The 20,528-nt window shown below is 72.3% G+C and carries 15 protein-coding genes; 5 read left to right on the top strand and 10 right to left on the bottom strand.

Features of this window, described 5'->3' with window-relative positions:
* Positions 1-34 precede the first annotated feature (34 nt).
* A complete protein-coding gene (locus AB0L65_RS25790; protein WP_364249611.1) occupies positions 35-1,225 on the top strand; it encodes a cytochrome P450 in 1,191 nt (396 codons plus the stop codon).
* Here the strand turns inward: AB0L65_RS25790 and AB0L65_RS25785 are convergent.
* The 5 genes from AB0L65_RS25785 to pulA form a co-directional block, all read right to left on the bottom strand.
* Positions 1,145-3,274, bottom strand: a complete 2,130-nt coding sequence (locus AB0L65_RS25785; RefSeq protein ID WP_364249608.1) for a hypothetical protein — start codon at positions 3,272-3,274, stop codon at positions 1,145-1,147. The genes AB0L65_RS25790 and AB0L65_RS25785 overlap by 81 nt on opposite strands.
* A 46-nt stretch (positions 3,275-3,320) precedes the next feature.
* On the bottom strand, positions 3,321-5,558 hold the full coding sequence (locus AB0L65_RS25780) for a hypothetical protein (RefSeq protein WP_364249605.1): 2,238 nt from the start codon (positions 5,556-5,558) through the stop codon (positions 3,321-3,323).
* A 68-nt stretch (positions 5,559-5,626) separates the two neighbouring features.
* The gene (locus AB0L65_RS25775; RefSeq protein ID WP_364249602.1) at positions 5,627-6,349 is read right to left on the bottom strand and encodes a VIT1/CCC1 transporter family protein; all 723 of its coding nucleotides are present in this window, start codon (positions 6,347-6,349) and stop codon (positions 5,627-5,629) included.
* Between the two features lie 141 nt (positions 6,350-6,490).
* On the bottom strand, positions 6,491-7,072 hold the full coding sequence (locus tag AB0L65_RS25770; RefSeq protein ID WP_350727893.1) for a hypothetical protein: 582 nt from the start codon (positions 7,070-7,072) through the stop codon (positions 6,491-6,493).
* 192 nt (positions 7,073-7,264) lie between these two features.
* The gene (gene pulA, locus AB0L65_RS25765) at positions 7,265-9,817 is read right to left on the bottom strand and encodes a pullulanase-type alpha-1,6-glucosidase (RefSeq protein WP_364249600.1); all 2,553 of its coding nucleotides are present in this window, start codon (positions 9,815-9,817) and stop codon (positions 7,265-7,267) included.
* 262 nt (positions 9,818-10,079) lie between these two features.
* Here pulA and AB0L65_RS25760 point away from each other — a divergent pair, with 262 nt between their 5' ends.
* The 4 genes from AB0L65_RS25760 (at position 10,080) to AB0L65_RS25745 (ending at position 14,539) form a co-directional block, all read left to right on the top strand.
* Positions 10,080-11,363: an extracellular solute-binding protein gene (locus tag AB0L65_RS25760; protein WP_364249597.1), complete on the top strand. Its 1,284-nt coding sequence runs from the start codon at positions 10,080-10,082 to the stop codon at positions 11,361-11,363.
* Between the two features lie 3 nt (positions 11,364-11,366).
* A complete protein-coding gene (locus AB0L65_RS25755) occupies positions 11,367-12,353 on the top strand; it encodes a sugar ABC transporter permease (RefSeq protein WP_364249594.1) in 987 nt (328 codons plus the stop codon).
* On the top strand, positions 12,350-13,225 hold the full coding sequence (locus AB0L65_RS25750) for a carbohydrate ABC transporter permease (protein ID WP_364249591.1): 876 nt from the start codon (positions 12,350-12,352) through the stop codon (positions 13,223-13,225). The genes AB0L65_RS25755 and AB0L65_RS25750 overlap by 4 nt, the downstream gene beginning before the upstream one ends.
* 114 nt (positions 13,226-13,339) lie before the next feature.
* On the top strand, positions 13,340-14,539 hold the full coding sequence (locus AB0L65_RS25745) for an MFS transporter (RefSeq protein WP_364249588.1): 1,200 nt from the start codon (positions 13,340-13,342) through the stop codon (positions 14,537-14,539).
* A gap of 78 nt (positions 14,540-14,617) precedes the next feature.
* On the opposite strand, the gene AB0L65_RS25740 is transcribed toward AB0L65_RS25745, so the two are convergent.
* The 5 genes from AB0L65_RS25740 to AB0L65_RS25720 all read right to left on the bottom strand — a co-directional run bounded on the left by AB0L65_RS25740 (position 14,618) and on the right by AB0L65_RS25720 (position 20,483).
* Positions 14,618-15,154: a hypothetical protein gene (locus AB0L65_RS25740; protein WP_364249585.1), complete on the bottom strand. Its 537-nt coding sequence runs from the start codon at positions 15,152-15,154 to the stop codon at positions 14,618-14,620.
* Between the two features lies 1 nt (position 15,155).
* Entirely contained in the window at positions 15,156-15,506 is a 351-nt protein-coding gene (locus AB0L65_RS25735; RefSeq protein ID WP_350727886.1) for a spore germination protein GerW family protein, read from the bottom strand.
* Positions 15,507-15,559: 53 nt separating this feature from the next.
* On the bottom strand, positions 15,560-16,957 hold the full coding sequence (zwf, locus tag AB0L65_RS25730; protein WP_364249582.1) for a glucose-6-phosphate dehydrogenase: 1,398 nt from the start codon (positions 16,955-16,957) through the stop codon (positions 15,560-15,562).
* A gap of 1 nt (position 16,958) precedes the next feature.
* The gene (gene pgi / locus AB0L65_RS25725) at positions 16,959-18,590 is read right to left on the bottom strand and encodes a glucose-6-phosphate isomerase (RefSeq protein ID WP_364249580.1); all 1,632 of its coding nucleotides are present in this window, start codon (positions 18,588-18,590) and stop codon (positions 16,959-16,961) included.
* A gap of 186 nt (positions 18,591-18,776) precedes the next feature.
* Positions 18,777-20,483 carry an IlvD/Edd family dehydratase gene (locus tag AB0L65_RS25720; RefSeq protein ID WP_364249578.1) on the bottom strand — a complete coding sequence of 569 codons (1,707 nt, stop codon included), beginning with the start codon at positions 20,481-20,483 and terminating at the stop codon, positions 18,777-18,779.
* Positions 20,484-20,528 lie beyond the last annotated feature (45 nt).

Genomic DNA, 20,528 nt, shown 5'->3' with positions numbered 1-20,528 from the left:
TCGACCCTCCACCAGGGCTTGCAGGATGGTACGCGTGGATCGAGAGGCGCTCTACCGCGACCCGTATCCCGTCTACGCCCGGGCCCGCGCCGCGCCGGGGCTGACCTTCGTCGAGGAGCTGGACGCCTGGCTGGTGGCCCGGCACGCCGACGTGCGCGAGGTGCTGGGGCGCCCGGACGACTTCTCCTCCAAGGGCGCGCTGCGGCCCGACGTGATCCCGGGCCCGCGGGCGTTCGCGGAGCTGGCGGGCGCGCCCGGCGGCGCCCCGGTGGTGCTGAGCACGGACGGCGAGGCGCACGCGCGCTACCGCCGGCCGCTCACCCGCGGCCTGTCCCCGGCCAAGGTTGCGGCGGCGCTGCCGTTCGTCCGGGCGACGGCGGGCGACTTGGTCGCGTCGTTCGCCAAGGCGGGGCACGTGGAGTGGATGTCCGGGTACGCCAGGCCGCTCCCGGCCGCCGTGATCGGCCACCTGCTCGGCCTCGACCCGGCCGACGTGCCCGCCGCGATCCGGGCCGGCAACCGGGCCGAGGACCTGCTGTTCACCCCGATGTCGGAGGACGACCAGGTGGCCGCGGCCCGCGAGGTGGCCGCGCTGCGGCACCTCTTCGCGGCGCACGCGGCCAGGTCGAGGACCGCCGAGAGCCTGACCGGCGAGCTGTCGCGCGGCCTGGCCCCGGGTCCCGGCGAGCCGACGCCCGAGCAGCACGACGAGATCGTGGCCAACACCCAGAACGTCATGCTGGCCGGTCACCTGACCACGACCGCCCTGCTCGGCACCGTCGTGCACCGCCTGCTGCGCGAGCGCGGCCAGTGGGAGCTGCTGTGCGGGCGGCCGGAGCTGGCGGGCGCGGCGATCGAGGAGGCGGCCCGGTACGAGGCGCCCGTGCAGGGCTTCCGCCGCACCGTCACCAGGCCGCTGGAGCTCGCGGGGACCGCGCTCGGCGAGGGCGAGACGGTGTTCGTGTCGTTCGGCTCGGCCGGGCGGGACGAGGCGGTGTTCGAGCGGCCGGACGAGTTCGACATCGCGCGGGAGCCGGTGCGGCACCTGTCGTTCGGGCACGGCGTACACGGCTGCCCGGGCGCGCTGCTGGCCCGCGAGCAGCTCAAGGTCACCCTCGAGCTGCTCGTACGCGAGCTGCCCGGTCTACGTCTCGCCGGCGAGGACGTCGTCATGGCGGCCACGTTCATCCACCGGGCCCCCGAGGAGCTCCACCTCGGCTGGTGAGTCCGGCTCCTCCGCCGAGCGCACGCCCGCGTGCAGCACCAGCGGCACGGCCAGCGCGACCGCCATGGACAGCACGGCCGTGCCCGAGTCGTTGACCAGCATGCCGACCACGCCGCTGACCAGCGCCCCGACGAGCCCGGCCCGCAGCATGGGCGCCCGCGCGAACGCCTTCGGCACGATGCCCGCGCTGATCTGCCCGGGCCGCAGCACCGCGAAGATCAGGAACGCCAGGCCGGCCAGCACGATCGGCATGAGGTTCGGGGAGAGCATGGTGTTCAGCATGGCGCCCAGCTTGCGCCCGATCATGGGCAGGAACGTCCCGTCGATCACCTGCCCCACGAACCGCCCCAGGTGGGTCTGCGAGGCGGGCGGGCGCAGGTGGTCGAGCACCGCGATGATCGACACCGCCACCCCGCCCAGCACGCAGAACGCGGCCAGCTTCAGCACCGACACCCGCTTGCCCGCGACGAGCATCGCGGTCACCGCGATGCCCGGCACGAACGCGATCACGCCGCCGAAGTCGCTGCCCACGCCGGGCCAGCCGGCCAGCAGCATCGCCACCACGCCGAGCCCCGTCACCCCGGCCACGGCCAGCCGCTTGCGGCCGACGCGGACGAAGTGCTCGGCGGCCACGGCGGTGACCATCAGCACGGCCGTGGCCAGCAGCGCGAACGGGATGTTCGCCAGCCCGTAGTAACGGCCGCCGACCACGGCGGTGTAGCCCATCAGGCTGTTGAACTGCAGCGTCGTCCCGGTCAGCAGGTCGCCCACGAGCACGGCGGCGGTGGTGGCCGCGACGGCCGCGGGCGGGCCCAGCGGGTGGCGCCGCCACGGGCCGCCCAGCGCGACGACCGCGACGATCGCCGTGCTCGCCAGCACCCCGCCGATCAGCGTCGGCACGGGGTACGGGCTGCGCTCCCACGGCACCAGGTTGACCGCGTACGTGGAGACGGGGATGGAGGCGAGCACGATGGCGGCCACGCCGACCGCGCCCAGCCGCCTGCGCCTGGACAGCAGGAAGTAGGCGAGGGCGTAGAAGGCGACCTGGACGATGGCGAAGGCGGTGAAGAAGACGCCGGTCGTGCCGCGTACGGCGGTGCCCTTGAGGTCGGCCCTGCGCAAATCGTCGATCGTGGTGCGCTCGCCGAGCTGCCACGGCAGCCCGATCACGGTGGAGGGCGGGGCGATGCCCGCCGCGGTGAGGAGCGTGGGCGTGATGTCGGGCAGCACGACGATGTCCGCGCGCCGGGTGGAGTTGGCCCCCACCGACGGCCCGGCGACCTCGCCGCCCGGCGCGGCCACCATGCCCGCGCGCTTCCACATCGCCACCCGCAGGTGCGGCACCGAGCCGTGGTCGCCGATCCCGGCCAGCACGATCTCAGTGTCCGGGGGCAGCTTGTCCAGGGCCGCGCCGACCTCGGCGTCGGCCTCGCGGACCAGGGCGCGCCGCCGCTCCGGCGCGAGCAGCTCGGGCTCCAGCGGCAGCTTGCCGTCCACGATGTACGGCTTCACCAGCACGTCGACGTCCACCGCCAGCATCCGGCAGCGCGACCAGTCGGCCAGCCCGGCGGGCTCGGCGGCGTACAGGTCGACCTTGCCCGTCCGGTCGGCGAGGGCCAGCGCCGCGCCGGGCCCGACGGCGGCCGTGCACTGCCCGGCGGCGTGCACGGCGGTCCCGAGCGTGCCCGCGAAGGTCCCGTCACGCAGTTGCAGCAGCCCGGGGACCTCGGAGACCACGGCCCCGGCTCCCTGCGCGACCGGCTCGGGCGACATCCCGCACCGGCGCCCGACCGCCGACCGCACGCCCGACGCCACGGTCAGCCACCCGTCGTACGCGCAGGTCACGGTGCCCACGGCCTTGACCGACAGGGACCCGATCCCGCTCTGCCCGGCCAGCCGCCACAGGCGGGGCGTGTCCGCCGGGTCGAGATCGTCCCACATCAGCCCCGGCACCCCGATGAAGGCCACCCGCCCTCCGGCGTCCTCCTGCGCCGCCTGGGCGGGCGGGGCGGCCCACCACAGGGCGGACGACACCAGGAGCAACAGCACCCACCTCACCGACCGACCCCCGCTCTTGTTGGAAACGCCCGAAACCCTACCGGGCCGGGGGCTCAGGCGAAGGGCTTCGCGACGATCCGACGATCAATCGGCTCAGCGCCTCGTCGTACTCCGGGTCGAGCCAGTAGTCCGAGTGCCAGCGGGCCTCGGGCAGGGGCTCGCCGGGGGCGGGCCGGTGCGGGTCCCAGCAGAAGACGTCCACGCCGTTGGGGGCGCCGGGGGCCAGGGGGTCGACGTGGCCGAAGACGGGCCCGCCGATGGGGTCGCTCAGCCGGTAGAGGTTGTACCAGGGGACGGCGTCGCGTACGGCCGACAGCCCGGCGGTGCCGAAGTAGGCGGGGAAGAAGGCGGCGTACAGGCGGCGCAGCGGCGAGCCGTGGGTGAGCATCCTGACCCGGGCCCGCACCTCGGGACCGAGCTGCAGCACCAGGGCGGCGGTGATGACGCTCCCCTGGCTGTGCCCGGACAGGACCACCTCTTCCCGCTCCTCCTTGGCCAGCCGGCCCACGCGGTCGATCAGCTCGGGGATGACGCGTTCGGTGTAGCACGGCGGGGCCAGCGGGTGGATGGCGCGGGGCCAGAAGGTGGAGATGTCCCAGAGGATCCCGATCGTCCGGCGCAGCCCGGAGTCGCTGTACGTGCGGCGGCCGAGGAAGACCAGGCCCACGATGACCGCCGCCATGGCCCAGCTGCCGAGGGTGGCGAGCAGCCCCACGATCCCGCCGTTCGGAGTGAACAGGTGGAACTGGTAGATCACGGTCACCGCGGCGAACCCGGCGACGCCGATGCCGGTCAGCACGGCCAGCACGAGCCCGGCGCGGTCGGTCAGGGCGGCGAGCGCCCACTTCCCGGCCACCGCGCCACCGTCGCGCTGGCCGTAGAGGGGTGTCACCTCGGGAGTCAGCCGGGCGGCGTCGGACCCGCGGATCGCGTACAGGGTGACGGCCAGGCCTGCGAAACCGACGGCCAGCAGCGGCACCAGCGCGGCCGTCCACCACACCGGGTCGTCGAGGAAGAGCTTCTTGCCGACCGGCTCCGGGGAGGCTGAGGTGCCCGGGACGCCGAAGAACGTGGCGGTCCAGAACAGCAGGCCGAGTGCCAGCACGTTCGCGCTGCCCGCGGCCACCATCAGCACGAACCACGCGGCGATCCCGCCCATCGCCCGGGGCTCGCCGGAAGCGCGGTCCATCCAGGCCAGCACACAGGTGGCGACCAGGATGAACGCCCCGATCCCGACCGTGAGCGCGAACTGGAACGTCCCCACCCCCACGCCGGGCAGCTGCCGTCCGGGCGCGCCCGGCGCCAGCCCGGCCAGCGCCGCCCCGAGGGTGGCCAGGCACACCAGCGGCGCGAGCACGCGCAGCGCCCGGCACGCGAATGTGAGCCAGCCGGGGATCCGCTCGTCCGAGCCGGGGTCCAGCCGCCGGGCGATCCCCGGCAGCACGACCAGCACCGCGGCGGCCAGCTCCACGGCCGCGTTCGCGACGGTCAGGGCCAGCCCCAGCGGCGTGCCCGCGAACGGCGCGGCCACGGCCACCCCGATCGAGGCGATCGCGAAGCAGACGTGCACGACCCGCAGCCGCCACACCGGCTCGTCGCCGTGCCACAGGCGCGGCCGGGCCAGCGGCAGCTCGGCGCCGCCGCCGTCGGGCGGCACGGCCGTGCGCTCGTCCCGCTGCCAGGTGCGCCGGGCGATCCACCACAGGAGCGCCACGATCAGCAGCGGGACGAGCGCGGTGACCGCCAGCCGCCGGGACGGCTCGTTGCCCCACAGCGCGCCGAGCCAGTGCACCCACACAGGCGCGGTGTCGTAGGTGCAGGCCCGCCCGGCCGCGGTGCACTGCCAGCCGACGAGGTCCACGCTGGCCCGCGTGACGGCCCCGACGAGAGTGCCGGTCAGCAGCAGGGCGAACAGCCGCTGCGCCGCCTCGGTCACGTGCCGCAGGCCCGTGCCGCGCGCGGGTCTGGGGAGCATGAAGTACGACAGGTTCGCCAACGCGAACGGCAGCAGGAGCAGCCACAGGGCGATCGTCTTACCGCCGGAGGTGAGGCCGCCCCACGCGTACGCCTCGCGATGGCGGGAGTCCGGCACGTCCGCGTGCTCGCCGTCCGGCGGCCCGTCGGTCCACCAGCGCCGGTAGAACCCGGTGGTGCCGTCACCGGCGACGATCCAGGGGTGGGGGTGGTTCAGCATGCCCTCGGGGGGTGTGCCGGAGACGCCGTGGACGCGCAGCTCGGTCACTCCCGAGCGGGTCTCGTCGAGGAATCCGTCCATGCCGACATGATCCGCCCAGGGGCCCATCACGTACAGTCACGAGAATGTCACACGTTCCCGGCGGGGTCTTACGAGACGGTGACGCCCAGTAGATGCCCCAGCCCGAACGTCACGGCGGCGGCACCCGCGCCCAGCGCGAGCTGGCGCAGCCCGCCCAGCCACCACGGCCGCGCGGTCATGCGCGCCACCGCCGCCCCGAACCCGAACAGCGCCAGCACGCTCACGATCATGGCGACCATCAGCCCGGACGCCCCGAACAGGAACGGCACCAGCGGCACCAGCGCCCCGGCCGCGAACGCTCCGAACGACGACGCGGCGGCCACGTACGGCGAGGGCAGGTCGTCGACGTCCACGCCCAGCTCCTCCCGCACGTGCACCCGCAGGGCCTGCTCGGGATCGGCCGACAGCCCCTCGGCCACCCTCCGCGCGAGGTCCGCGTCGAGCCCCTTCGCCCGGTACATCGCCGCCAGCTCCGCCTGCTCGCCCTCGGGATTGCGGGCCAGCTCCCGCCGCTCGACGGCGATCTCCGCCCGCATCAGCTCGGTCTGGGACTTCACCGAGGTGTACTCGCCGGCCGCCATGGAGCAGGCACCCGCGATCAGCCCCGCGACCCCGGCCACCACCGCGCCGCGCCCGGCGCCGGCCGCGCCCACGACTCCGGCGATCAGCGCGAGATTGGACACCAGCCCGTCCATCGCCCCGAAGACGGCGGGCCGCAACCATCCACCGGTGACGTCACGGTGGCTGTGGTGCTTCTCCGGCGAATAAGGATGAGTCAGCTCAATAGTCACGAAAGTGCCTCCATTCCCAATATTTCATCTGGAAATGTAGACACAGGTCACCAAGATCCGCAACGAAGGAGAGGCTTCCCTGAGCTGCGAAGAAGCCCGATCACGGACGGCGCCCGGCACCCGGGCGCCGCCGTGAACCGGTCAGGCGTGGGCCGGGGCCGGGGTGGTGCGCTCCGGGGTGCGGATGAGGGTCACGCAGTCGTCGATCGCCTCTTCCAGCAGGCGGCGCAGCAGCGCGTCCGGGTCGGCGATGCAGGCCTGGACGATGCCCACCACCGACAGCTGCACCGCGTTCGGCGCCGCGTACCGGCGGAAGCCCTTCTCCGTGATCCGGGCCGCGCGGCTGAAGCGCCGGGCCTGCTCGGCCGCGTGCGGCACCTCCTCCATCGCCCGGCGGCTCCGCTCGCTGAGCTGTCCTGACGGGGCCCCTTCGAGCCTGGCGAGCATCTCCTCGGCCGCCAGCACCGACACCGCCAGCGCGAGCTGGCGCTCGGCCGCCGCCACCGGCAGGGCCGTCGTGGCGCAGCGCAGTGCGATGCGGGCGTCCAGCCTCAGGTCGTCGCTGGTCAGGCCGATGATGGTCGGGACGAGGTGGACGAGCTGGGCGCGGCTTTCGTCGCTGGTGTTGTCGTTGACCAGGCGGGCGAGTGCGGCCAGCAACGGGTGGGTGCAGGCCGGGTGGTCGCTCCACCGCTCTCCGGCCAGGTAGGAGGCCAGTTCCATGAAGCAGGCACCGCGTTTCGGATTGCGATGTCTGCCGCGGGACAGGACCGGCATGTGATCAAGGTGATTGTCCACGGGTGCTCCACTGCTCCACGCGATCGCCGTCCATCCAGTTTGCGCTGTCGCGATCGCCAACGCCAGTGATGTATGTTCTTCGTCCTGAATGTTCCCCCTACCCGAGCCGTCCCACCTCTATCCCGGGTGGGTTTTGGCGACGAACACCGCCACCGTGCGGGCCGGGACCGTGAGCGTGCCGGTGTCCGGGTCGAAGGCGGACTCCCGGACGACCGCATCGCCGGAGACGGCCTGCACCGGGTGCAGCACCACCGACCGCCCCGCCAGCCGCTCCATCCGCTGGACCTGCGTGGCCGGAGTGGCGTTGAAGACCACGGTGACCGACGACCAGCGCGGGTCCAGCCCGGACGTGTCCACGTGCATCGCGATCACCCCGTCCGCCGCATCGGCGAACGTCAGCCGCTCGCGCACCTCGGATCCCAGCGCGAACGCCGGCGACGAGGCCCGGATCCGCAACAGCTCCCCGAAGCCGGCCCGGCACTCGCCGATCGCCGCGCAGCCGGGGAGCAGGGCCGGGTCCGCCAGCAGCGGCCCGGCATAGGGCCACCTGGGCTCGTTGTCGGCCCTGGGCGGCAGCCCGCCGCCGAACCCGTTGCCCAGCGAGCAGTCCCACAGCAGCCGGTTGAACCAGTCGCCGGAGTCGAAGGAGTTGCGGTCGAGGGACTTCGAGCGCAGCCGCTCGCTGCCCGCGTGCACGAACGCCGTCCCCTGCGCCAGCAGCACGGTGGCCAGCGACAGCACCTGCATGCGCACCCGGTCGGCCATCGGCGTCGGCTGCGGCAGCTTGTACGCCAGCGCGTCGAACAGCGTCTCGTTGTCGTGCGCGTCCACGTACGACACCGTCTCGCCCGGCTCGGCCGCGTACCCGGCGGGTGCGCCGTTGTAGTCGATCTCCGAGCCCTTCTTCCCGGAGGGCAGCACGTAGTCGCGCAGGTTCCCGGCCAGCCCGAGCTTGATCAGATCGGTGTAACCGGCCAGCCGGGCCCGCTGCTGCTCGGCCGTGCCGTTGACCGGGGCGCCGTTCGGCGCGCCCGCCAGGCCCGAGCCGAACCCCTGCACGCGCGGGTCGGCCTCGAACGGGGTGCCGCCGCGCACCGCGTCCCGCAGCCGGTCGGTGAACGTGCCGATGCCGGTCCCGGCCAGGTTGGCCTGCGTGGCCTGCTCGAACCTGGCCCCGTCGGCCACCTCGCCGAAGTTCCAGCCCTCGCCGTAAAGGATGATCGACCTGCCGTCCACGCCGTCCCCGTCCACGGTCAGCTCGTCGAGGGCTCGGCGGACGGCGAGGAGGTTGGCCTTCGGGTGGTGACCCATGAGGTCGAAGCGGAAGCCGTCGATCTTGTACTGGCGGGCCCAGGTGACGACCGAGTCGACCACCAGCCGGCCCATCATCGTGTGCTCGGGCGCGGTGTTGGGGCAGCACGTGGAGTCGGCGACCGCGCCGTCCGCCAGCAGGCGGTGGTAGTAGCCGGGCACGATCGGGTCGAGCACGCCGGTGGAGTGGGTGTGGTTGTAGACCACGTCCATCACCACGCGCAGCCCGGCCCCGTTGAGCGCGGCGACCATGGCGCGGAACTCCTTGATCCGCTCGTCGGGGTCCGTCGCGTACGAGCCCTCGGGCACGGTGTAGTGCAGCGGGTCGTACCCCCAGTTGAAGGAGTCGGTCGCGGCCGTGCGCGCCACGCACTCCTGCTGCCGCCGCGAGTCGGGCGGCAGCGCGGCGAAGTCACAGTCTGGGTCGCAGTCGGGCTCGGTCCTGTCGGCCCTGCGCTCGGGCACCGTGGCGAAGTCGAACACCGGCAGCAGATGCACGTGCGTCAGCCCGTCCTCCGCCAGCGCCCGCAGCTCCCGCATCCCGGCGGAGTCGAGGCCGAAGGCCGCGTACGTCCCGCGCAGCCCGGCCGGGACGGTGGCGTCGGAGGCCGAGAAGTCGCGCACGTGCAGCTCGTAGATCGTCGCCCGGTGCTGGGGGACGGCCGGGGGCTTGGCGAGCCGGTCCCAGCCGGGCGGCTTGAGCGCGGGGCCGTCGAGGTCGACGAGCCTGCTGCGCCCGCCGTCCGGGGTCACGGCCAGGCCGTACGGGTCCGTGACCTCGTTCGTCCCCGAGTGGTGCGTGACCAGGAACGTGTACTCGCGGCCCCACCAGGCCGGCAGCCCGCGTACCGACCAGACGCCGGTCTCGTCGTCGCGCCGCATCGGGTGCACGCTCCGGCCGCGCCCATGAGTGGGCCCATCAGTGGGCCCATCAGTGGGGTCGTACAGGGCCAGCTCGACCTTGCGGGCGGTCGGCGCCCACAGCGACAGCCTCGGAACCGCCCGTCCCCTGGGGCCGAGCGGCGCGGTGGCGGCCCCCGCGTAGAGGTCGTCGAGCACGCCGGGGAGCTGCACGCCCGTCGCCGCCGCGAGCTCGCCCGAGCCGTCCCGCGCCACGGCCAGGACCCGCTCGCGCAGCGCCTCGCGGACGAGGCCGGCGTCGCGCGGGTCCACCTTCAGCGCGGTGTACGACGCCAGGTGCGGCCACGCGCTCCGCTGCCCGTCGCTCAGCGTCCCGGGCGACAGCCGGATGACCCGCTCGGCGCCGCACGCCAGAGCGTGCTCGAACGACGGGTCGACCTGCCACGCCACCGTGTCGCGGTCGATCCAGTGGGCCCTCGCCTCGCCCTCGCGGATCACGACGCTTTGCAACCCTTTCTGGAAATTTCTGAAACCGCTGGGACCGCTCCCTGACCGGAGGGCCGGCGGACGCGCGGCGGGCAGGGCTCCACCATAGGAGATCACCTGCGAAAACGTGGGGGAACACGCGGTCCGGCGGCCGATCCGCCAGATCCGTGGATCAAGGTAACAACTTGCAAAACCTTACGTACCCATCTTTCAAGGAGCGTCACCTCGGCGTAACGTCCGGCGTGTTCCCCCTCGGAAAGATGAGGAGAAGGACATGCGACGACTCTTACCCGCCGCAGCGGTCGTTGCGGCACTCGCCTTGGCGGTCTCCGCCTGCGGCGGTGGGACCGCGGCACCCCCGACCGCGACCGTCTCCGATCCCTCGAAGGTCAGCGGCGAGATCACGTGGTGGGACACGACGCGGCCGGACAGCGAGGGGCCGACGTTCCAGGCGTTGATCATGGCGTTCGAGGCGAAATATCCGCAGGTCAAGGTCAAGTACGTGAACGTGCCCTCCGACCAGGCGCAGGGGCAGTTCCAGACCGCCGCGCAGGCGGGGGCGGGGGCGCCGGACGTGATCCGCTCGGAGGTGGCCTGGACCTCGCAGTTCGCGTCGCTGGGCTACCTGCAGCCGCTGGACGGTACGCGGGCGGTGGACAACGAGGCCGACTTCCTGCCGGGGCCGCTGAGCAGCACCAAGTACAACGGCAAGACCTACGCCGTGCCGCAGGTCACCGACACCCTCGCGCTGCTCTACAACAAGCGGCTGCTGAAGGAGGCCGGGCACGAGGAGGCGCCGAAGACGATCGCCGAGCTGAAGCAGACCGCGCTCGACGTCAAGGCCAAGACCGGCGCCGAGGGGCTGGCACTCAACGTCGACTCCTACTTCCTGCTGCCGTTCATCTACGGTGAGGGCGGCGACCTCCTCGACGTGGCCAACAAGAAGATCGTGGTGAACTCGCCGGCGAACGTGCGGGCGATCCAGACCGTGGCCGACCTGATCAGCTCGGGCGCCGCGCCCAAACCCGCCACCACGGAGAGCTACGCCAACGCGATGACCGCCCTCAAGGAGGGCAAGGCGGCGATGATCTACAACGGGCCGTGGTCGCTGTCGGAGATCTACCAGGGCAAGGAGTTCAAGGACAAGACGAACCTGGGCATCGCGCCGGTCCCGGCCGGCTCGGTCAAGGCCGGGGCACCGACGGGCGGGTGGAACCTGGCGATCTACGCGGGCTCGAAGAACATCCCGGCCGCCTATGAGTTCGTCCGCTTCATGACCACGGTGGAGGCCCAGGCGAAGATCGCCAAGGAGATCAGCCTGCTGCCGACCCGCACCTCCGCCTATGCCAACCCCGACGTCCAGGGCAACTCCGACGTCGTGGTCTTCAAGCCGATCATGGACACCGCCGTGCCGCGGCCCTGGATCCCCGAGGGCGGACAGCTGTTCCAGCCGCTGCTGGAGGGCTACCAGGCGCTCGTCGGCGGCAAGTCCGCGCCCGCGGACCTGCTCAAGAAGGTCGACGAGCAGTACCGCGGGATCATGAAGGACTGGAGCTGACCGGTGGCGGTCTCGACCGGACGGGTGGCGGCCGCGGGCGAGGGGGCTCGCGGCCGTCACGACAGGCCAGGGCGGTTACGGCGCGCGCTGTCGGCCCACTGGTACGCGTGGGCGATGATCGCGCCGGTGGTGGTCGTGATGGCGGTGCTGATCGGCTGGCCGCTGGCGCGCGGGGTGTACCTGTCGCTGACGGACGCCACCGAGGCGAACATCGGCCGGACCATCGGGGTGAACGTCATCCCGGCCACCTATGAGTTCGTCGGCCTGGACAACTACCTCCGGATCCTGACCTCCGGCCTGTTCTGGGACAAGCTCGCCTGGACCGTCGTGTGGACGGTGGTCTGCGTGGGCCTGCACTACGGCATCGGCCTCGGCCTGGCCGTGATGCTCAACCGCCGGCTGCGCTTCCGCTCCGTCTACCGCGTGCTGCTGATCCTGCCCTGGGCGGTGCCCGCCTTCGTGGCCGCCTTCGTCTGGCGCTACCTGTACAACAGCGACTACGGCGTGATCAACGGCTTGCTCAAGGTGGCCGGGCTGGCCGCGGTGGGCTGGCTGGACGACCCGACCACGGCCAAGATCGCGGTGATCGCGGTGAACGTGTGGATCGGGGTGCCGTTCATGATGGTCGCCATGCTCGGCGGCCTGCAGTCGATCCCGGCCGAGCTGTACGAGGCGGCCGAGGTGGACGGGGCGAACGCGTGGCAGCGGTTCCGGGCGATCACGCTCCCCGGGCTGCGCCAGGTGTCGTCCACGGTGATCCTGCTCGGCACGATCTGGACGTTCAACATGTTCCCGATCATCTTCCTGGTGACGCGGGGCGGCCCCGGCAGCGAGACCGAGATCCTGGTCACCTACGCCTTCCGCGAGGCCTTCACCGGCGTGCGCGACTACGCGGGCTCGGCCGCCTGGGGCGTGATCATCCTCCTCATGCTGGTGGTGCTGGCGGTCGGCTACCGCCGCACGTTGCGTAGTCAAGGAGATCCCTGGTGAGCACGACGACGCGCGGGCACGGTCGAGGGCGCGGTCGGGGGCGCCGCGAGCGCGGCCCGCTGGCCTCGATCGGCCTGCACGCGGGCCTGCTGCTCGCCGTGGCCGTCTCGCTGTTCCCGGTCGTGTGGCTGGTGCTGACCTCGCTCAAGCCGCGCGACAGCTGGCTGTCGGCGGAGCTGCGGCTCTTCGACCACTCCTCGCTCGACAACTACGTCCGCGTGCTGACCGCGACCGAGTTCCCGCGGTGGCTGCTCAACAGCGTGCTCACCGCCGGTCTGACCATGCTGGCCGGGGTGTTCCTGGCGGCGACCACCGGGTACGCCGTCAGCCGGTTCCGCTTCCCCGGGCACCGCTCGGTCATGTGGCTGCTGCTGATCACCCAGATGTTCCCGGTCGCCATCCTCATCGTGCCGCTCTACAACCTGATGGCCGGGCTCGGGCTGCTCAACCAGATCCCCGGGCTGGTGATCGCGTACATGACGATCTCGGTGCCGTTCTGCGCCTGGATGATGAAGAGCTACTTCGACACCGTGCCGGTGGAGATCGACCAGGCGGCGATGGTGGACGGGCTGACCCCGTTCGGCACGTTCTGGCGGGTGGTGCTGCCGCTGGCGCGGCCGGGGATCGCGGTGACCGCGTTCTACTGCTTCATGACCGCGTGGGGTGAGGTCGGCTACGCCACCGTGTTCATGTCCCAGGAGGACAAGCGCACCCTGGGGGTCGGGTTGCAGCAGTTCGTCGGCCAGCACTGGTCCGACTGGGGGCTGATGACCGCCTCGGCCGTGCTCATCGCCATCCCGGCCGGCGCCGTCTTCCTCCTCGTCCAGCGCCACCTCATCACCGGCCTCACGGCCGGCGCGACGAAGTCCTGAGGATGGCCTGATTCTTTCGCATAGTGACTCACCGGCCACTGGTGAAGGTCAGGCAGCGCTGGCAATAATTGCAGACGCCGCATAAAGGCGGACGCACTGCAATGGAGGATTGACATGCCTGTCGGGCTTCTCGCCCTGGCACTCGGGGGCTTCGGCATCGGGCTCACCGAGTTCGGGATCATCGGTCTGCTGCCCGAGGTCGCGGCGGACTTCGGCGTCAGCGAGCCGGTCGCCGGATATCTGGTCTCGGGTTACGCGCTGAGCGTGGCGGTCGGCGCCATCGGGCTCACCGCGGCCATCGCCCGGTTCGACCGCAAGAAGGTGCTGCTGGCGCTGATGGTGCTGTTCGTCGCGGGCAACCTGATCTCCGCGATCGCGCCGGTCTACCCGGTGCTGATGGCGGGCCGGGTCGTGGCGGCGCTGTGCCACGGCGCGTTCTTCGGCGTCGGCTCGGTGGTCGCCGCCGACATGGTCGCGCCGAACCGGCGGGCCGGCGCCATCGCGCTGATGTTCGGCGGGCTGACCGCGGCCAACGTGCTCGGGGTCCCGCTGGGCACGCTGCTCGGCCAGCAGCTCGGGTGGCGCTCGACGTTCTGGGCGATCACGGTCATCGGCGTGGTCGCGCTGGCCGGGATCCGGCTGCTGGTGCCGCCGACGCCAGCGCCGGCCGGGACGAGCCTGCGCGCCGAGCTGGGCGCGTTCCGCCGGCCGCAGGTCTGGGTCTCCGCCGCGGTCACCGTGCTCGCCTTCGGCGGCATGTTCGGCGCGTTCACCTACATCGCGTTCACGCTCACCGAGGTCAGCGGGTTCGCCGGCGCCACGGTGCCCTGGCTGCTGGTGCTGTTCGGGGCCGGCACGTTCGCGGGCAACTTCCTCGGCGGCAAGTTCGCCGACCGGGCGCTGAACACGTCGCTGGCTGCGATCCTGGCGCTGCTCACCGCGGTGCTCGCGGTGTTCGCGCTGACCGCGCAGAGCAAGGTCATGACGATCGTCTCGCTGCTGCTGATGGGCGCGGTCGGGCTGGCCACCGCGCCCGGGCTGCAACTGCGGATCATGCGGTACGCCCAGGACGCGCCCACGATGGCCTCCGGCGCCAACATCGCGGCCTTCAACGTCGGCAACGCGCTGGGCGCCTGGCTGAGCGGGCTGGCCCTGGGGTCCGGCTTCGGGTTCGTCTCACCGCTCTGGGTCGGCGCCGCGATCACCCTCGCCAGCCTCGCCGTCCTGGCCGCCGGCTCGGCCCTCCCGAACCACCGGACGCCGGCTCCCGCCGAACCGATCCTCCCGGACCACCGGACGCCGAGCACCGCCTGACCGCCGAACGCCCGCCTGACCGGGTCCTCCCGGACCACCGGGCACCGAGCGCCGCCTGATCACCTCATGCCACAGCGGTCATGGCGCCCACCTTACGAGGACCCGCCCCTCGGGGATCAGGGCCGACCGCTCCCACGTCCAGGTCGGCACGGTGATCATCTCGGCGGGGCCGCCGAGGGCGACGGGCGTGTCCAGGAGGACGGAGTGCGGGGTGAGCCGCAGGCCGCCCCCGGGGATGACGACGCTCTCCAGGGGCGTGCGCAGGCTCGGGCCGTCCGGCTCGTCCAGATCGCTGGGCACCCAGGTGTCCTCACCGGCGAAGGCCGTGAACGCCAGCGCGCCGCCGGGGGCCGCGCCGGAGTGGCGCAGCGTCCCGGCGGGCAGCCAGCCGTGCTGCCCGGCCGCGTACGTGATGCCGGAGACGGACAGCTCGCCCTCCAGCAGCACGAACTCCTCCCCCGCCAGATAGTGGCCGCGCTGGGGCCGGGCCCAGCCGGGCGGGAAGCGGACGAGCGAGGACATGCCGTCCAGCCGGGCCTGGCGCACCGGCAGGTTGGAGCCCGGGACCAGGAAGTCCCGGGCGGGCAGCTCAGCGTCGAGCAGGTCGATCAGCACGTCAGCGCCCGCGCCGCCGCTTCTTGAGGATGGAGCGGACGGTCAGCGCCGCCACGATCAGCACGATCTGGCCGCCGAGCACGATGCGGTTGACGTCGACGGCGGGCCGCCAGCTGACCTCACCGTCCTTCAGCACGTAGACGCCCGCAGGCGTGGCGCTGAAGCCGAAGCCGCCGCCGCTGCCCCCGCCCTCGCCGCTCTCCCCCTTGCCCCGGCCGTCCCCGCCGCCGCCCCCTTGGACGACCCGGGCGACCGGGATGACGACGACGTCGCCCTGCTGGACGGGCTCACCGAAGACGCGCTTGACGGTCGCGGCGTCCTTCGCCTGCTCGACCACCTTCATGATGTCCATCCCACCATGGTCAACCACAGCTCGCCCCTCTCGCCACCGGCGTCGCTCCCGCGTCAGTCGAACGTCGTCGAGATCTCGTGCCAGCCGCCCGGCGCGATCTTCGCGGCCGCCTCGGGCCCCCAGGAGCCCCGCTCGTACGGCAGCGGCCGCTCCGGCAGGTCGAGCACCCGCCGGACGATCCGCCATGACTCCTCCACCAGGTCGAACCTGGCGAACCGCCGCGGGTCGCCGCTGACGGCGTCGGCCAGGACGCGCTCGTAGGCGGCCTCCATCGGCCCGAGCACCTTGGTGAAGTCGACGCTGACCGGCACCGGCCTGGTGTGCTGCTTGCCCGGCTCCTTGGCCAGCAGGTCGAAGGTGACCCCCGCGTCCGGCTGCAGCCGGAACCTGATGAGGTTGGGGGCGGGGGGCGCGTCGCCGCCGTGGAACATCGTCACCGGCGGCTTGCGCAGCTCGGCGACGATCTCCAGGTCGGTGGTCGGCAGCCCCTTGCCGGAGCGGATGCACCACGGCACCCCGGCCCAGCGCCAGTTGTCGATGTAGGCGCGCAGGGCGACGAACGTCTCGGTGGTGGAATCGGGCCGGACGCCGTGGGTGTCGAGGTAGCCGGAGTATTGGCCGCGTACGACGTCGGCGGGGTCGATGGCCTGCACGGCGCGCAGCACCCGCCACTTCTCGTCGAGCTGGGCGCGGGCGTCGGTGGACGGCGGCGGGTCCATGGCGAGGATGGCCAGCAGCTGGAGCAGGTGATTCTGCACCACGTCGCGGATCGTGCCGTTGGCGTCGTAGAAGGCGCCGCGGTCGCGCACGTCGAAGTCCTCGGCCATGGTGATCTGGACGCTGCGGATGTGGCTGCGGTTCCAGATGGGCTCCAGCAGCGTGTTGGCGAACCGGAACACCATGAGGTCCTCGACCGGCTCCTTGGCCAGGAAGTGGTCGACCCGCCGCACGTGGTCCTCGTCGAAGTGCTTGAGCAGCTCCTCGTTGAGCTCGCGGGCCGAGGCGAGGTCGTGGCCGAACGGCTTCTCCACGACGAGCCTGGCGTCGTGGTTAAGCCCGGCCCCGGCCAGGCCCTCGGCGACCGTGGCGAACAGCGACGGCGGCACCGCGAGGTAGTGGACGAGGAAGCCCTTGCCCGCCGCCTCCTCGCGGAGCCTGGCGAACGTCTCGGGGTCGCGGTAGTCGCCCGCGACCAGCCGCAGGTTTCCGGCGAGCTTGTCGAAGGCCGCGTCACGCACGCCGCCGACGGCCTGGCGGACGTGCTCGCGCAGCCCGTCGAGGCCGAGGTCGGTCTTGGCCACGCAGATGACGGGCAGGTCGAGCCGGCTGTCGGCGGTCAGGCGGTAGAGGGCGGGCAGGATCATCTTGCGCGCGAGGTCGCCGGTGACGCCGAACAGCACCAGCGCCCCCGCCCGCTCCGCGCCCCTCCTGTGCTCGGTCGCGTGGCGCATGTCAGACACGCCTTCCGCGCAGCTCGCGGTATCTCCGGACGAGCTGTTCGGTGGAGGCGTCGGGGAGCCCGGTGGGCGGGTCCTCGGAGGTGAGCGCGGGCGCCAGGTCGAGCGCCATCTTCTTGCCCAGCTCGACGCCCCACTGGTCGAAGGAGTCGACCCCCCAGATCGTGCCCTCGACGAACACGATGTGCTCGTAGAGCGCGACGAGCTGGCCCAGCGTCGAGGGGGTCAGCTTGGGCGCGAGGATCGTGGAGGTGGGCCGGTTGCCGGGCATCACCTTGTGCGGCACGATCTCGGGCGGCGTGCCCTCGGCGGCGATCTCCTCGGCCGTCTTGCCGAACGCCAGCGCCGAGGTCTGGGCGAGGAGGTTGGCGGTGAGCTGGTCGTGCATGCCCTCGCGGTCCTCGAACGGCTCGGCGAAGCCGATGAAGTCGGCGGGCACCAGCCGGGTGCCCTGGTGGAGGAGCTGGTAGAAGGCGTGCTGCCCGTTGGTGCCCGGCTCGCCCCAGAAGATCTCGCCGGTGGCGGCCGGGACGGGCGTGCCGTCGGCGCGTACGGACTTGCCGTTGGACTCCATCGTGAGCTGCTGCAGGTAGGCGGGGAAGCGGTGCAGCCGCTGGCTGTAGGGCAGCACGGCGCGGGTCTCGGCGCCGAAGAAGTCGGTATACCAGATCCCGAGCAGGCCCATCAGCACCGGCATGTTGGCCTCGAACGGGGCGCTGCGGAAGTGCTCGTCGATGAGGTGGAAGCCGGCCAGCATCTCGCGGAACCGCTCGGGGCCGATCGTGATCATCAGGGAGAGGCCGATGGCGCCGTCGTAGGAGTAGCGGCCGCCGACCCAGTCCCAGAAGCCGAACATGTTGTCGGTGTCGATGCCGAACTCGGCGACCTTGGCGGAGTTGGTGGAGACGGCCACGAAGTGCTTGGACACCGCGTCCTCGCCCAGCGCCTCGACCAGCCAACCGCGGGCGACGCGGGCGTTGGTGAGCGTCTCGAGCGTGGTGAACGTCTTGGAGCTGACCACGAACAGCGTGGTCGCGGGGTCGAGGCCGGCGAGGTTGCCGGTGATGTCGGCCGGGTCGATGTTGGAGACGAACCTGGCCGCCACGCCCGCATCGGCGTAGTCGCGCAGCGCCTCGTAGGCCATGGCGGGGCCGAGGTCGGAGCCGCCGATGCCGATGTTGACCACGGTCTCGATGGGCTTGCCGGTGGCGCCCTTCCACTCCTTGGACCTGACCCGGTCGGCGAAGGCGCTCATCTTCCCGAGCACGGCGTGCACGTCGGCGACCACGTCCTGCCCGTCCACGACCAGCTCGGCGGCGCGCGGCAGGCGGAGGGCGACGTGCAGGACGGCGCGGTCCTCGCTGACGTTGATGTGCTCGCCGCCGAACATCGCGGTGATCCGCTCGCGCAGCCCCGCCCGCTCGGCCAGGGCCACCAGCAGGTCGATCGTCTCACCGGTGACGCGCTGCTTGGCGTAGTCGAGGAAGAGGTCGCCGGCGGTCACGGTCATGCGCCCGGCACGGCCCGGGTCCTCCGCGAACAGCTCCCGCAGCCGCCTGCCCGCCAGCTCCTCATGGTGCTTGCCGAGAGCCGCCCACTCCTGGCTCTGGGTGATGTCGCCGTTCACGCTTCCTCCTCGTGTCGCCAAACCGGATCACCATTGTCCCTGCCAACGGGAAACCTGCTCGGCTCACCGCCGCACCTTTGTCGTGCTCCGTTAAGACCGTGGCGTCAGCCAGCTTCGCAGATCTCCCACTGGAACCGCTTACCCACGGGGCCTCATTCCGCGCACGGCGGAGCGGAGTTTTTGGGCTCAGTGGGATTCGCGGCCCACGTGGTCGCCGCTGGAGCCGATGAGGAAGTCGAGGTCGGCGCCGCGGTCGGCCTGGGTGACGTGCTCGACGTAGAGGCGTTCCCAGCCGCGTAAGGGCCGGGCGTACCCGATCTTCACGGGCTCCCTGGCGGCCAGCTCGGCGTCGGGGAGGTCCACGTCGAGCCGCCGGGCGGCCACGTCGAGCACGATCGGGTCGCCGGTGCGCACCTTCGCCAGCGGGCCGCCGGCCGCCGCCTCGGGCGCGGTGTGCAGGACGACCGTGCCGTACGCGGTGCCGCTCATGCGGGCGTCGCTGATGCGCACCATGTCGCGCACGCCCTTCTCCAGCAGCTTGGCGGGCAGCGGCAGGTTGCCCACCTCGGGCATGCCGGGGTAGCCCTTGGGGCCGCAGCCGCGCAGCACGAGCACCGAGGTCTCGTCGATGTCGAGGTCGGGCGAGTCGAGGCGGGCGTACACGTCCTCGATGCTGTCGAAGACGACGGCCCGGCCGCGGTGGCGCAGCAGCTCGGGCGAGGCGGCGGCGGGCTTGATCACCGCGCCGCCGGGGGCGAGGTTGCCGCGCAGGACGGCGATGCCGGCGTCGGGCAGCAGCGGGTCGGAGCGGCGCCTGATGACGCTCTCGTCCCAGATCTCGGCCTCGGCGAGGTGCTCGACGAGCGGGCGGCCCGTGACGGTGATCGCCGCCGGGTCGAGCAGGTCCTCGACCTCCTTCAGCACGGCCGTGAGGCCGCCCGCCCGGAACAGGTCGTCCATCAGGTGGCGTCCGGCGGGCTGGAGGTCCACGAGCAGCGGCACCCCGGCGCCGGTGCGGTCGAAGTCGTCCAGGGTGAGGTCCACGCCGAGCCGGCCCGCCACGGCCAGCAGGTGGACGACGGCGTTGGTGGAGCCGCCGACGGCGGCCAGGGTCACGATGGCGTTGAGGAACGCGGCCCTGGTCATGACCTGGCTGGGGCGGCGGCCCTGAAGGACGAGGTCCACGGCCAGGCGGCCGGTCTCGTGGGAGCGTTCGAGCAGGCGGCTGTCGGGAGCGGGGGTGCCCGCGGTGCCGGGGATCGTCATGCCGAGGGCCTCGGCCATGCAGGCCATGGTGGAGGCGGTGCCCATCGTGTTGCAGTGGCCGCGGCTGCGGATCATGGACGACTCGGACCGCAGGAACGCCTCGCGCGACAGCGTGCCCGCGCGTACCTCCTCGCTGAGGCGCCACACGTCGGTGCCGCAGCCGAGCGGCGCGCCGCGGAAGTGCCCCGTCAGCATGGGGCCGCCGGGCATCACGACGGCGGGCAGGTCCACGGAGGAGGCGGCCATGAGCAGCGACGGGATGGTCTTGTCGCACCCGCCGAGCAGCACCACGCCGTCGATGGGGTTGGCGCGCAGCATCTCCTCGGTGGCCATGGCGGCCAGGTTGCGCCAGAGCATGGCGGTGGGGCGGACGTTCGTCTCGCCGAGGGAGACGACCGGCAGGTTGAGCGGCACGCCGCCGGCCTCCCAGACGCCGTTGGCGACGCTCTCGGCGACCTCGTCCAGGTGGGAGTTGCAGGGGGTGAGGTCGGAGGCGGTGTTGGCGATCGCGATGTGCGGCTTGCCGCCCTCGAACGCCTCGCGGGGCAGGCCACGCCGCATCCATGCCCGATGGATGTAGGAGTTGCGGTCGTTCCCCGAGTACCAGCGCGAACTCCTGAATGCCATATTCGGCACCTTATCCGGCGTTTGGTGGATTCAGCATGTTCTGTG

The organism is Nonomuraea sp. NPDC052116 (genome assembly GCF_040680035.1).
Lineage (GTDB): Bacteria > Actinomycetota > Actinomycetes > Streptosporangiales > Streptosporangiaceae > Nonomuraea > Nonomuraea angiospora_A.
This window is presented reverse-complemented; position numbering and strand designations above follow the sequence as displayed.